Origin of the sequence: Virgibacillus sp. LDC-1 (assembly GCF_030137545.1) — a bacterium.
GTDB lineage: Bacteria > Bacillota > Bacilli > Bacillales > Amphibacillaceae > LDC-1.
This window is the reverse complement of record NZ_JARUVL010000003.1, coordinates 42,765-56,989: the sequence shown is the minus strand read 5'-3', so window position 1 is coordinate 56,989 and position 14,225 is coordinate 42,765. Positions and strand designations below refer to the sequence as shown.

The following is a 14,225-nucleotide window of genomic DNA, read 5'->3' as shown; positions in this document are numbered from 1 at the left end:
TAAAGGGGGGATATTATGGATGAACGGATGGTTACAGGTGAGTTGCAGGCGGAGGATTCTGTTGTAGAGCTTAGCCTCCGTCCTACAACTTTAACTCAGTATATCGGTCAGGACAAGGTAAAGGAAAACCTTGAAATATTTATTCAGGCCGCAAAAATGCGTGAAGAACCATTAGATCATGTATTATTATACGGTCCCCCAGGACTAGGGAAAACGACACTTGCTGCGATAATAGCCAATGAAATGGGCGTTCAGTTTCGATCAACTTCTGGACCCGCCATTGATCGTGCTGGAGATTTAGCAGCAATTCTATCGTCACTTGAACCAGGAGACGTTCTGTTTATTGATGAGGTGCATCGTTTACCAAGAACAGTGGAAGAAGTATTATATTCTGCCATGGAGGACTTTTTTATCGATATTGTGATTGGAACAGGGCCGAGTGCGCGTTCGGTTCGTATAGATTTGCCACCTTTCACGCTCGTTGGGGCAACTACACGTGCAGGGCTATTATCAGCTCCTTTGCGTGATCGATTTGGTGTGCTAAGCAGACTGGAATTTTATGAAAAGCAGCACCTTTGTGCGATTGTAGAGCGCACTGCAGAAATATTTGATACTGCGATTAAAGAAGATGCTGCAATGGAAGTAGCAAGAAGGTCTCGAGGTACACCACGAATAGCGAATCGCTTGTTAAAACGAATTCGTGATATATCACAAGTTAGCGGAGAAAAGGTAATTAGTATGGATACAACGATACGTGCTTTACATATGCTTCAGGTAGATGATGAGGGATTAGATCATATCGATCACAAGCTACTAAAGGGTATCATTGACGGTTTTCAAGGTGGACCTGTAGGATTAGAAACCATTGCAGCAACGATTGGCGAAGAATCTCAAACAATAGAAGATGTATATGAGCCTTATTTATTACAAATTGGTTTCATCCAACGTACACCACGTGGCAGAGTCGTTACACCGAAAGCATATGCACATTTTGGCTTGAAAGGGAATGATGAGGGATGAATCCAGGAAAATGGCTAATGATAACCGGAGTAATTCTTCTTATCATAGGTTTTGTTTGGACTTTTATAGGTCGGTTGCCAGGGGACATTAGCTTTAAAAAAGGAAACTTTTCCTTTTATTTTCCGATTATGACTTCGATTGTAGTCAGTATTATTTTGTCGCTTATTTTTTTTCTTATTGGTAAATTTCGTTAAGGACATGGAAGGAAGTTAGAGGTAAAAATGAATGTAGAAGATTTTGATTTTGAATTACCAGCTGAGTTAATCGCACAAACTCCACTTGCAGACAGAGCTTCTTCAAGGCTTCTCGTTCTGAACAAAGAGACAAAGCAAATAGAACATAAGCGATTCCCCAGTATAAAGGATTATTTAAAAAAGGGAGATTGTCTTGTGTTAAATGATACGAGAGTACTTCCTGCTCGTTTATATGGGATGAAAGAAGATACTGGTGCTAAAATAGAAATATTATTATTACATCAAGAAGAAAATGATCGTTGGGAAGTACTTGCAAAGCCGGCACGAAAAATTAAAGAAGGAACCGTATTAACGTTTGGTGATGGAAAACTAAAAGCAACATGCACGCGTATGTTAGAACATGGTGGACGTATTTTAGAATTTTCATATGAAGGAATTTTTTATGAAATATTAGACGAGCTCGGAGAAATGCCGTTACCTCCATATATCAAAGAACAATTACCAGAAAAAGAACGGTACCAAACCGTTTATGCAAAGGAGGAAGGCTCTGCTGCTGCTCCTACTGCTGGCCTTCACTTTACACAACAATTACTTCATGAAATTGAAGAAATGGGAGTAACCATTGTCTTTATTACGCTTCATGTTGGATTAGGGACCTTTCGACCAGTAAGTGTAGAAGATATCGAAGCACATGCGATGCATTCAGAATTTTATCATATGACAGCGGAAACCGCTGATACATTGAATAAAATCAAAGAAAATGGTGGTAGAATAATATCTGTAGGGACAACATCCACCCGTACATTAGAAACGATAGCAAGAGATAATCAAGGTCGTTTTAGAGCTACTAGTGGTTGGACGGACATTTTTATTTATCCACCCTTTCATTTTAAAGCAATCGACGGGTTAATTACTAATTTCCATTTGCCGAAATCAACCTTGGTAATGTTAGTTAGTGCGCTAGCAGGAAGAGAACCAGTCTTAACAGCATATCGACAAGCTGTCGAAGAACGCTATCGATTTTTCAGCTTTGGCGATGCAATGCTAATCATTTAGAAGAGGAACGATTAGAAATGACACCGATAAAATATGAATTAATTAAAACATGTAAACAAACGGGAGCGCGATTGGGGAAGGTAACGACACCACACGGTACCTTTGAAACTCCGATTTTTATGCCAGTAGGTACATTAGCAACGGTTAAAACAATGAGTCCAGATGATTTACATTCTATGAATGCTAAAATCATTCTTTCGAACACCTACCATTTATGGCTCCGCCCTGGAGAGGATATTGTACAAGAAGCTGGTGGCCTTCATAAATTTATGAATTGGGATGGCCCTATTTTAACGGATTCTGGGGGATTTCAGGTTTTTAGCTTAAGTGATATGCGTGAAATAAAAGAAGAAGGTGTTCACTTCCGAAATCATCTAAATGGAGAAAAGCTATTCCTTTCACCAGAGAAAGCAATGCACATTCAAAATGCGCTCGGATCAGATATTATGATGGCGTTTGATGAGTGTCCACCATATCCTGCTACTTACGAATATATGAAAAGCTCTGTAGAAAGAACTTCTCGATGGGCAGAGAGATGTTTAGAGGCTCACCAGCGCAAATCAGATCAAGGATTGTTCGGCATAATTCAAGGTGGAGAATATGAAGCACTTCGAAAACAAAGTGCATCTGATCTCATTTCCTTAGATTTTCCAGGCTATGCTATTGGAGGGTTATCTGTTGGCGAACCAAAAGAAGTAATGAATCGAGTGCTTGAATTTACAACTCCGTTAATGCCGAATGATAAGCCGCGGTACTTAATGGGAGTAGGATCACCAGATTCGTTGATTGATGGTGCGATTCGTGGTGTAGATATGTTTGATTGCGTGCTTCCGACCCGTATTGCACGAAATGGGACATGTATGACTTCTAATGGAAGACTAGTTGTTCGAAATGCAAAATACGCCCGTGATTTTACACCAATTGATGAAAATTGTGATTGTCATGTGTGCAAAAACTATTCACGTGCATATATTAGACACTTAATAAAATGCAATGAAACATTCGGTTTTAGACTTACTACTTATCATAACCTCTATTTTCTGTTAAAATTAATGGAGCAAGTACGAGAAGCTATACGCGAAGATCGACTTGGTGACTTTAAAGAAGCATTCTTTGAACAATATGGGTTAAATAAACCGAATGCGAAAAACTTTTAATGAAAGGAGTGAATTAAATGGAATTTTTAGGACCATTACTTCCGATTATCCTAATGTTTGTTATTTTTTACTTCTTGTTGATTCGTCCGCAACAAAAGCGACAAAAACAAGTAAGACAAATGCAGGATAGTCTTCAAAAAGGTGATTCTGTTGTAACAATTGGTGGTTTTCATGGTGTGATTCATTCAATCGATGAAAGCACTGTTGTGATTCAAGCTGGTGACGGTACAAAGCTTACATATGATCGTTCAGCAATTAGAGAAGTTACAACTGCATAATAATGTAAAAAGCGGCTGTCCAAATGACAGTCGCTTTCTTTTGCTTGCTATTTGTTTGCAGAGGTTAGCATGTTTACACCAAAAACGCCTCCGATAAGTGCTGCTAATACATAACCAGCATGATGAAGGGATTGCTCCATTGAAAATGCTTGCTGATAGCCTAAGTATTGCACGAGAAATGTAAATAAGGTAAATCCTAATCCAGTAAATGTCCCCATAAACCAGCCTTTTTCTTTTCCTTTCATTCCAGCAATAAAACCTCCAATAAATAATACAAGTAATCCAATTGATAACGTAATCCAAGAAAGTGTTGGTTCATTAAGCGAAGTAAAGCGCAGAATTGTTGCTAAAATAATGCTTGTAAAAAGAATGAGTGAAAATATTGCAGTCCAGCCGTACAAAAGTCCAATAAACTGTTGTCTCATGTTTTTCTCCCCCTATGATTGTCCTTTTATTACATCCTATTCGGAAACAAATTTTTTAGACGAGTTTCCTAAAAAATAACTATACCCACTTTTGGATAAAGGGAATTTGTTTTAATTCTTCTCTTGTAATAAAGCGCAGTGCAAATAGAAATAGTAAGTACATAAATGATAAAAGGATAAATATGAAACTAAGCAGAAATACATTTGCTTCTCCTTGTATAAAAATATTTCGGATAAGATTGCCAGATCCCCACGTAAGCAATAAAAGAAGAATCATTTTCCCTATATCGATGAATGGAATAGAAAATGATAGAATTTTATTCAAGGAAGCAAGGTGAAGTAGGGTTACAAGAATGACACCGATAGACATAGCAATTGCTACCCCCATAATTCCAAAATTTTCATTAGATGCTAATACGATTAAGATAACGAATTTAAATACATTTCCGATTAAGCTGTTCCACATTGCTGGTTTTGCTAAATCAAGCGCTTGTAATGCTGCTTGTAGTGGCGATTGAATGTAAAGCAATAGAAAAAAAGGAGCCATTAATACTAAGAACCTGCTAGCATTTGCTGTGCCGTACATTAGGCTTAAGATTTCATTTGAAAATAGGGTAAGAATGATAGTTGCAATTGCTCCTGATGCAAATGATATTCGAATTGCTTGATGTATGCGATAATGTATTAATTTATGGTTGGCCATCGCATCTGCTTCAGATATAGAAGGTACGAGCGCAATTGATAATGATTGTGTTATAAAAGTAGGTAGGAATAGTAATGGTAGAACATATCCTGTTAATTCACCATATTGCTTCGTTGCTAGCGTTGTTGAAATGCCTGATATTGCTAAGCATTGCGCGACAACAATTGGTTCTAAAAAATGAGATATCGATCCAATCATGCGACTGCCTGTACTAGGCAAAGCAATAGAGAACAATTCCTTTAATGTCTCCTTGCTTGTCTTTAAATAAGAAAAAAATCGATAGCGAATCTTAATGGTTTTCTTTCGCTTAAATTGATAAATCATGTATAATAGTGAAACAAATTCGCCAAGGATAACACTAAACATGGCACCAGCTGCCGCAAACTCAATACCATACGGTAAGAATAGATTTACAAATAACGCTACACATGAAATACGAACGATCTGCTCAATAACGAGCGAATAGCTTTGTGGCTTCATATTTTGTTTTCCTTGGAAATAACCTCGTAGAATAGAAGAGATGGCAACAATGGGAACGATTGGACTAATTGCTAGTAGTGGATAAAGTGTGCGTTCATCTGTTAATAAATGCTGTGCGATAAAAGGCGCACCAATCATCATAAGCCCTGTGAAAAACAAACTAGATATGCCGGTAACAATTAAGGAAACGATTAAAATTTGTTTTATTTTTGCTCGATCATTTCTTGCTTCTGCTTCTGCAATTCTTTTTGAAATGGCTACCGGAAGTCCAAGCTGTGTCAGCGTCATAATTAAGAATAGGGTTGGTAGTGCCATCATATAAAGGCCAACCCCCTCTTCTCCCATAAGGCGAGCTACAACAAGTCGGTTAATAAAGCCTAGAAACCGTGTGATCATCCCAGCAGCTATTAATATAAGTGTACCTTGTAAAAAAGTTTGTTTAGACACATCGACAACCTGCCTTCTCAAAAAAGAAATTTTCATATACAATGATATATATGCAATAGAGTGGGCCAAGCATGACAAGTTGTCAGATAGAAGGGATATTTTTGCAGGAGGGAACGTCTTGGAATTAATTCGCACAGTTGAGGATTGGAAACTAAAAATAGAACCAGCGCTTGCAAGCAAAGTGAGTGAATTGCAGTTAATGGGCTATAAAGAAGCGACAAATGAGAATGTTTGGGATTGTCTAAGACAGAAGGTTTGGAAGGGTAATCCTGAAAAAAGATTATATGAAGCAGTTCAGGACGTGTTTCACCTTAGCTCTAATATTTATATGAGTTATTTGACAGTTTCCGCATATCAGGATGAAAATGATTTATTTGCTTCAATCGCCGCTTTAACTGGTGAAGTACAAGCATAAATGAATGTATAATTCGAATTGTTGTTTAGTTGAGGGAGGAAATAACGAAATGAAAAACAGAGGCAGAATCATTGCCTTTTTTCTAATCGTTTTATTGTTCGCAGGAACGATTGGAACAACGGTAAAAGGAATTGTAAAAGATATTAACCTTGGACTCGATCTTCAAGGTGGCTTTGAAATTTTGTATGAAGTCGAACCAGTTGATAAAAGCCAGGAGACAAATAGAAAGCTATTGGAAGCAACGGTTCAAACCTTAAATGATCGTGTGAATCGACTTGGAATTAGTGAAGCGAGTATCGACATTGAAGGGGAGGATCGAATCCGTGTACAGCTTGCTGGTGTAGAAAACCAACAGCAGGCAAGGGAAATGCTGGCAACGTCTGCACGTTTATCTTTTCGCGATGTAGATGATAAACAGCTCTTAGATGGTTCTGATATTAAAGAAGGAAGTGCCAAACAGGATTTTCATCCAGATACAAATCAACCAATTGTAACGTTACAGTTGAAGGATGCTTCTAAATTTGCTGATGTTACGAGCAAAGTAAAAACAATGAATCCAAACCTGTTAGTCATATGGATGGATTATCAGGAAGGTGATTCTTTTACTGCGGAATCAGATAAAGAAGAGCCAAAATACATATCAGCTCCTTCAGTAAATCAAACCTTAAATACTACAAATGTCATGATTGAAGGTAATTTCACTGTAGATGAAGCGAAATATATGGCAGATATCATTAACTCAGGTTCATTACCTGTGAATATGAAGGAGCTTTATTCTACTTCAGTTGGGGCACAATTTGGTGAACAAGCATTAAATAAAACGGTTTTTGCAGGCTATATAGGCGTAGGACTTGTCTTTTTGTTTATGCTGTTCGTTTACCGTTTTCCGGGCTTGATTGCCACAATTAATTTAAGTATCTATATTTATCTTATTCTTCTTGTATTTACATTAATGAATGGGGTATTGACCCTACCAGGAATAGCTGCATTAATTCTAGGGGTTGGTATGGCAGTAGATGCGAACGTCATTACTTTTGAACGAATTAAAGAAGAAATCAGAGCTGGAAAATCTATTCCGGCAGCATTTAAAGCAGGTACAAAAAATTCATTGTCAACGATTTTTGATGCGAATATTACAACGCTTTTAGCGGCGATAATTTTGTTCGCGTTTGGAACAAGCTCTGTAAAGGGTTTTGCAACGATGCTAATTGTTTCCATTATACTAAGCTTCATTACCGCGGTATATGGAACACGATTACTTCTATTGCTATGGATTAAACAGCCTTTCTTTAAAAGGCGTCCAGCATGGTTTGGTGTTAAGCAAACCGACATTCGAGATATCGCCGAAAAAGAAGAAGAGGAAGCAACATTTAGGAATCGAAAAGTGAATGTAGTGCAGCACCGGAAAAAGTTTTTTATCGGTTCACTTATTATGGTGATTGTTGGAATTGTGTCCTTGCTTCTTTTCCAATTAAATCCTGGAATTGATTTTACGAGTGGCTCTCGTATTGAAGTGATGTCGGAAACTAGTTTAACAACAGAACAAGTTAAAGATAATCTCGATGAGCTAGGTATAAAAGCGAAGTCAATCGTTATATCTGGTGATAATAACGATCGGGCAGTTACCCGTTTTGATAAGGTGTTATCTGAAGATAAAATAAAGGAAGTTGAAAATTATTTTAGTGAGAAATATGGTGTTGCTCCAAGTGTGAGTGTCGTCTCACCAGTTGTAGGAGAAGAGCTGGTAAAGAATGCATTATACGCTGTTGGTATTGCGACAATAGGGATGATTTTATACGTGACGATGCGGTTTGAGTTTTATTTTGCAATTACCGCGATTATTGCATTGTTACACGACGCATTTTTCGTCCTTGTCGTCTTTAGTATCTTTAGAATAGAGTTTGACATAACCATTGTCGCTGCAATCCTCACGATTGTCGGATATTCGATTAACGATACAATTGTTACGTTTGATCGAATAAGAGAGAATTTAAGAAAGAAAAAACGTGTTAAATCTGCGAAAGAATTAGCTCGAATTGTGAATAACAGCTTAATACAAACCTTTACAAGAAGTATTAATACGTCATTTACAACGATGCTCGCAGTATTAGCATTTCTATTCTTAGGCGCACAATCAATTACAGGCTTTGCAATTGCACTAGCTGTTGGGTTATTAGTCGGAACATATTCTTCCTTATTCCTAGCTTCACAGCTGTGGTTAGTATGGAGAGGCAAGATGATCAAGGATAAGCCGGTCGATTTCACGAAAAAGAAGCGAGTTGATGGGCCACAAGTATAGTTTGAACAACGCCTAATCGTTATTTACATAACCTCCGTTGCAGGTAGCAAAGGAGGTTATGCTTATTTTTACAGCGAAGTGGGTAATAATTTAGTAGAGTAGATTGGAGGTTAACCTATGAAGGGACAAACGTATGTTGTATTTGCCATTGTGTTCATCATTATTATATCTATTTTTGCAGTAACCAATGTTTCACCAGTTAAAGTGAATTATTTATTTTGGACTGCAGAATCCCCACTGATATTAGTTATTTTATTTTCAGTTCTTATGGGGGTGCTCATAACTGCCACAGTAGGTATGGTAAAGGTTTTTCGTTTACAACGAGATATTAAAATACAAAGAACAGAAAATCAAAAATTGCATAGAACCTTGCTTGATAATGGACTTGAAGCGGAGAGCATTAACGAGCAGACCAACAAAGAATAGCTATCAATAAGCATAATTTCAAGAAAATGTATTTGCCGCCCCTGATCCTGTTTTGTATAATGAATAGGTCAGGGGTGAACGTATGTTACATAGTAAAACTAAATGGAAAATTAACGATCATATCGAGGAACATATGCATTGGAATGATATTAAAGCATCAGTTCCTCCGATCATAAAGGATTTGTTAATACAACGAGGGATAACGAACGAACAGGAAGCATTACAGTTTTTATCCCCAAATATAGATCAGTTGCATCATCCAGAAGGATTTGACGCAATAGAGAAAGCAGCAGCTCGGGTACACCAAGCAATAGAGAATAAAGAAAAAATTCTCGTTTTTGGTGATTATGATGCGGATGGAGTGAGCTCGACAACTGTTCTCTTACATGCATTAGAGGAGCTTGAAGCAAGCTGTGATTTCTATATACCGAATCGGTTTACAGAAGGCTATGGTCCAAATGAAGAAGCATTTCGTGTCGCTGCTCAAAATGGGTATTCATTAATTATTACGGTTGACACTGGAATTGCATCTGTTCATGAGGCAGAACTAGCTAATGAACTTGGAATTGATTTGATTATTACCGATCACCATGAACCACAAGAAACGTTGCCAAATGCCTTCGCAATTATTCACCCGAAGTGTTCGCCGAACTATCCATTTAAGGAGCTTGCTGGAGTTGGCGTTGCGTTTAAATTTGCACAGTATATACTAGGCTATTTCCCAGAACACTTATTGGATCTTGTTGCTATTGGGACAATCGCTGATCTTGTTCCATTAGTTGGAGAAAATCGTATATTTGCTTATTATGGGTTAAAAAAACTAGCAAATACAAAAAGAGCAGGCTTAATGGCGTTAAAGCAGCAATGTAAGCTTACAAATGAAGTGACTGAAGAGGACGTTGGTTTTTTAATAGGCCCACGCTTAAATGCTGTTGGAAGATTACAAGATGCTGATTTAGCAGTGGAACTACTTTTAGCAGATAATGAAGAAGTAGCTTTGGAGCTTGCTGAAAGGATTGATCAGTTAAATCAAAAGCGTCAGCAAATTGTATCAGAAATAGTAACCGAAGTGGAAGAAATGGTCGATCTTCAAACAACGACAGGCATTATTGTCATTGCTAATAAAGGCTGGAATGAAGGTGTCCTTGGTATCGTTGCATCTCGATTAGTACGAAAGTATGATCGACCTGCAATTGTACTTGCAATTAATGAGGAAACTGGAACAGCAAAAGGATCTGCCCGTAGTATTCCTGCGTTCGATTTGTTTCAAAATTGTATGAAAGTGAAAGATCTTTTTGTCCGATTTGGTGGGCATGCACAAGCAGCTGGGATGACCCTTGAATTGGACAAAGTGTCAGAGCTACGAACAGCATTAAATCATCTTGTTATGGACCAATTAACAGAAGAAGACTTTAAACAAGAATTAGAAATAAGTAAGCAGCTTGCAGTAACAGATATGAGTGAATCTCTCATTCAAGAAATAGGAAAGCTAGCACCATTTGGAATGGGAAATCCAAAACCACGATTTCTTATTCAACAGGTTCCGGTAGATGCTCGACAGCTAGGAAATAATAAGAAGCATTTAAAGCTTCAATTTAAACAAGCGGATACAGTAGTAGAAGGTATTGGTTTTGGACTAGGTGAATTATATTCGTTTATCACACCGAAAACAGAGGTGTCTGTTGCTGGCGAATTACGAATAAATGAGTGGAATGGGTTTAAGAAGCTGCAAATCGTGATGGAGGATATTCAAATTAATGATTGGCAATTGTTTGACCATCGCGGGAAGAAAAATGTAGATCTACAATCATTTAAAGGATTTGAATCAAGTGCGGTCCTAGCGAATGACATAGATAATGTAAGGAAGGACTTGGGATCCAATATTCCAGTTATCTCCTATGACTCTGATCTAGATGCTTTACAAAAAGTAAATACGCTATTTATTGTTGATCTTCCACCAGCGTTACCAATGCTTGGAGATTATCTCACGCAATTAAGTCCTGTTAACATCCATGTTTGTTTTCAATTGGAGGAAAGCATGTATATGGCTCGTTTTCCTTCGAGAGAGGACTTTAAATGGTACTATGCACAAATATGGAAACAAAAGACGATTGATTTAAAACAAGACATTCGAAAAATCATGGCTGCTAAGAAATGGACGAAGAATGATATTATTTTTATGTCAAAAGTGTTTTCTGAGCTTGAATTTGTTAAAATAGATAATGGTGTGGTGACATTTATGCCAACATCAAACAAAAAGGACTTACATGAATCATGGACCTACCACCAACGGTTAACTCGTGCGAAGGTGGAGGAAACACTTTATTATTCAACCTATGAGCAACTAAAAGATTGGGTAGGACAATTTATTGATTTGGAAGGTTCCAAGGAGGAAAAGGCAAATGGATTACAAGCAATACATTAAGATTGTTCAAGATTGGCCAAAGGAAGGCATCGAATTTAAAGATATAACTCCTTTAATGGATAATGGAAAAGCATTTAAATCTGCTGTAGATGAAATTGTTGAATTTGCGAAAGAAAAAGATATTGATCTTGTAGTAGGACCAGAGGCAAGAGGCTTTATTATAGGCTGTCCTGTTTCCTATGCATTGGAGGTTGGATTTGCCCCTGTACGTAAAGAAGGAAAGCTTCCAAGAGAAGTAATCAAAGTGGACTATGGCTTAGAGTATGGAGAAAATGTATTAACAATACATAAGGATGCAATTAAGCCTGGTCAGCGGGTATTAATTACAGATGATTTACTTGCAACTGGTGGGACGATTGAAGCGACTATTAACCTAGTTGAGCAGCTTGGTGGGGTAGTGGCAGGCTGTGCATTTTTAATTGAGCTTTCTTATTTAGACGGAATGGAAAAACTAAAAAACTATGAAGTACTTGCTTTAATGAAATACGAGTAATAGTGAAAAGTGTAATGCAAGGGTCTGGCGTGTTTTATCCTAAAATTCGTCAGACCCATTATATTCGTGGATTTTAATGTTTTTTACTTTACTTTTAGCGAAAAATTTTCGATACTATAAGGTATATTCTTTTTTTATTCTCTCCAACAAATTAGGTGATTGAATGGCTAACGATAACATATTAACAATAGATACGATTTTAGAAGAAGCAGGACAATATCTTGTGGAAGATGATATTGCATTTATTCGACGTGCTTATCTTTTTGCAAAAGATGCACATGCAGATCAATTCCGAAAATCAGGAGAAGCATATATTATTCATCCTGTGCAAGTAGCTGGAATACTTGTTGGACTGAAAATGGACCCAGTCACAATTGCCGGCGGTTTTTTACATGACGTTGTAGAGGACACGGAAGTAACGCTTGAGCAGCTTGAGGAAGTATTTAATCGTGAAGTTGCCATGCTTGTTGATGGTGTAACAAAGCTCGGAAAGATTAAATATAAGTCCAAGGAAGCACTACAAGCTGAAAATCACCGTAAAATGTTTGTAGCGATGGCAAAAGATATCCGTGTAATTTTAATAAAACTAGCAGATCGCTTGCATAACATGCGTACATTAAAGCATCTCCCCCCAGAAAAACAACGCCGAATTGCCAATGAAACGTTGGAAATATTCGCTCCCTTAGCGCACCGTCTAGGGATATCTACAATAAAGTGGGAGCTAGAGGATACGGCACTTCGATATTTAAATCCACAGCAATATTACCGCATCGTTCAATTAATGAAGCAAAAGCGTAATGAGCGTGAATCATATATTGAAGAGGTTATGAACGAAATTCAAAACCAATTAAAAGAAGTAAAGATTACGGCAGATATATCAGGAAGACCAAAGCATATTTATAGCATTTATCGAAAAATGGCGAAACAGAACAAACAGTTTAACGAAATTTATGATTTGTTAGCTGTTCGGGTTATGGTGAATAGTATTAAGGATTGTTATGCAGTATTAGGTATTATTCATACATGCTGGAAACCAATGCCTGGAAGATTCAAAGACTATATTGCGATGCCTAAGCCTAATCTTTACCAATCATTGCATACAACGGTTATTGGTCCAAAAGGAGACCCGTTAGAGGTTCAAATTCGAACGAATGATATGCACGAAATCGCAGAATATGGAATCGCTGCGCACTGGGCATATAAAGAAGGAAAACAAGTAAGTAAGGATAAAAAGTCATTCGAAGAAAAACTAACATGGTTCCGTGAAATTTTAGAATGGCAGAATGAAACCCATGATGCAGAAGAATTTATGGAATCGCTAAAATTGGATCTGTTTTCTGATATGGTCTATGTGTTCACACCTAAAGGAGATGTAATTGAGCTTCCTTCTGGGTCCATTCCGCTTGATTTTGCCTATCGAATTCATACTGAAATAGGGAATCAAACAATCGGAGCTAAAATAAATGGAAAGATGGAGCCACTAGATTATAAGTTGAAAAACGGCGATATTATTGAGGTTTTGACTTCAAAGCACTCTTACGGTCCTTCACAGGATTGGTTGAAGATTACGAAAACATCACAAGCAAAAAATAAAATAAAAGCGTTTTTTAAAAAACAGCGGCGAGACGAAAATATCTCTAAAGGGAAGGATTTAGTGGATAAGGAAATTCGTGCGCTTGGAATCGAGCCAAAAGAGGCTTTAACAAATGACAATATTCAACGTGTAAACGAAAAATTCAATTTTTCAAATGAAGAAGATATGTATGCAGCAGTTGGCTATCAAGGAATTACAGCTGCATTGATTGCTACTCGTTTAACGGAAAAAATAAGACGCTCAAAGCAGCAGGAACAGGATCTTGCGCAAACAATTGAAGAAGCAAAAAGTGAAGTAAAAGAAAAGAAAAAAGCGCATCGCGGTGATTCTGGAGTTAGGGTTGCGGGCATTGAAAATCTGTTAGTAAGACTTTCAAAATGCTGTAATCCAGTCCCTGGGGATGAAATTGTTGGTTATATTACGAAAGGAAGAGGCGTTTCTGTTCATCGGGCCGATTGTCCCAATGTGCAAACAGATGAAGCGAAAGAACGCTATTTGCATGTTGAGTGGGAAAGTCATCCGATGGACCAAAAGCAATACCATGTTGATCTTGAAATAACAGGATATGATCGCCGGGGGTTGCTTAACGAGGTGCTCCAATCTGTTAATGAAGCAAAAACAAATATAACGCATGTTAACGGAAGATCCGATCGAAATAAAATGGCAGTAATTCAAATAACAATTTTAATCCATAATACAGAGCATTTGCGCAAAATAGTAGAACGGCTAAAACAAATAAAAGATGTATATACGGTAACGCGAACCGTACAATAAACCCATTTGTTTTAAAAAGCAGATGAAAAATCATTGAAG

Annotated in this window: 13 protein-coding genes; 11 read left to right on the top strand and 2 right to left on the bottom strand. The window is 37.5% G+C overall.

Going from position 1 to position 14,225, the window contains the following annotated elements:
• Positions 1 to 15 precede the first annotated feature (15 nt).
• Genes ruvB through yajC form a run of 5 tightly spaced genes read left to right on the top strand, consistent with a single transcriptional unit; the run spans position 16 to position 3,705 of the window.
• Positions 16 to 1,020, top strand: a complete 1,005-nt coding sequence (gene ruvB / locus QBK89_RS03865) for a Holliday junction branch migration DNA helicase RuvB (protein ID WP_284139706.1) — start codon at positions 16 to 18, stop codon at positions 1,018 to 1,020.
• On the top strand, positions 1,017 to 1,214 hold the full coding sequence (locus tag QBK89_RS03860) for a DUF2905 domain-containing protein (protein WP_284139705.1): 198 nt from the start codon (positions 1,017 to 1,019) through the stop codon (positions 1,212 to 1,214). Before ruvB ends, QBK89_RS03860 begins: the two co-directional genes overlap by 4 nt.
• Positions 1,215 to 1,241: 27 nt before the next feature.
• Positions 1,242 to 2,270, top strand: coding sequence for a tRNA preQ1(34) S-adenosylmethionine ribosyltransferase-isomerase QueA (gene queA, locus QBK89_RS03855; RefSeq protein ID WP_284139704.1), 1,029 nt, complete (start codon positions 1,242 to 1,244; stop codon positions 2,268 to 2,270).
• A 17-nt stretch (positions 2,271 to 2,287) separates the two neighbouring features.
• On the top strand, positions 2,288 to 3,427 hold the full coding sequence (tgt, locus tag QBK89_RS03850; RefSeq protein ID WP_284139703.1) for a tRNA guanosine(34) transglycosylase Tgt: 1,140 nt from the start codon (positions 2,288 to 2,290) through the stop codon (positions 3,425 to 3,427).
• 17 nt (positions 3,428 to 3,444) lie between these two features.
• The gene (gene yajC, locus QBK89_RS03845; protein WP_284139702.1) at positions 3,445 to 3,705 is read left to right on the top strand and encodes a preprotein translocase subunit YajC; all 261 of its coding nucleotides are present in this window, start codon (positions 3,445 to 3,447) and stop codon (positions 3,703 to 3,705) included.
• A gap of 47 nt (positions 3,706 to 3,752) precedes the next feature.
• Here the strand turns inward: yajC and QBK89_RS03840 are convergent, their stop codons facing one another.
• Together QBK89_RS03840 and spoVB are read right to left on the bottom strand one after the other, a co-directional pair.
• A complete protein-coding gene (locus tag QBK89_RS03840; protein ID WP_284139701.1) occupies positions 3,753 to 4,130 on the bottom strand; it encodes a TIGR04086 family membrane protein in 378 nt (125 codons plus the stop codon).
• Positions 4,131 to 4,209: 79 nt separating this feature from the next.
• Complete coding sequence (gene spoVB / locus QBK89_RS03835) at positions 4,210 to 5,760, bottom strand: stage V sporulation protein B (protein ID WP_284139700.1); 1,551 nt, start codon at positions 5,758 to 5,760, stop codon at positions 4,210 to 4,212.
• A 118-nt stretch (positions 5,761 to 5,878) separates the two neighbouring features.
• Between spoVB and QBK89_RS03830 the strand changes: the two genes are divergently transcribed.
• The 6 genes from QBK89_RS03830 (at position 5,879) to QBK89_RS03805 (ending at position 14,186) form a co-directional block, all read left to right on the top strand.
• Positions 5,879 to 6,175 (top strand): post-transcriptional regulator, encoded by a 297-nt coding sequence (locus tag QBK89_RS03830; RefSeq protein WP_284139699.1) that lies wholly within the window; start codon positions 5,879 to 5,881, stop codon positions 6,173 to 6,175.
• Positions 6,176 to 6,224: 49 nt separating this feature from the next.
• Positions 6,225 to 8,474, top strand: a complete 2,250-nt coding sequence (secDF, locus tag QBK89_RS03825; RefSeq protein WP_284139698.1) for a protein translocase subunit SecDF — start codon at positions 6,225 to 6,227, stop codon at positions 8,472 to 8,474.
• A gap of 117 nt (positions 8,475 to 8,591) precedes the next feature.
• Positions 8,592 to 8,900, top strand: coding sequence for a LapA family protein (locus QBK89_RS03820; protein WP_284139697.1), 309 nt, complete (start codon positions 8,592 to 8,594; stop codon positions 8,898 to 8,900).
• 82 nt (positions 8,901 to 8,982) lie between these two features.
• Positions 8,983 to 11,325, top strand: a complete 2,343-nt coding sequence (gene recJ, locus QBK89_RS03815; RefSeq protein WP_284139696.1) for a single-stranded-DNA-specific exonuclease RecJ — start codon at positions 8,983 to 8,985, stop codon at positions 11,323 to 11,325.
• Positions 11,303 to 11,818: an adenine phosphoribosyltransferase gene (locus QBK89_RS03810; protein WP_284139695.1), complete on the top strand. Its 516-nt coding sequence runs from the start codon at positions 11,303 to 11,305 to the stop codon at positions 11,816 to 11,818. Before recJ ends, QBK89_RS03810 begins: the two co-directional genes overlap by 23 nt.
• 163 nt (positions 11,819 to 11,981) lie before the next feature.
• A complete protein-coding gene (locus tag QBK89_RS03805) occupies positions 11,982 to 14,186 on the top strand; it encodes a RelA/SpoT family protein (RefSeq protein ID WP_284139694.1) in 2,205 nt (734 codons plus the stop codon).
• The last annotated feature ends 39 nt before the right edge of the window (positions 14,187 to 14,225 follow it).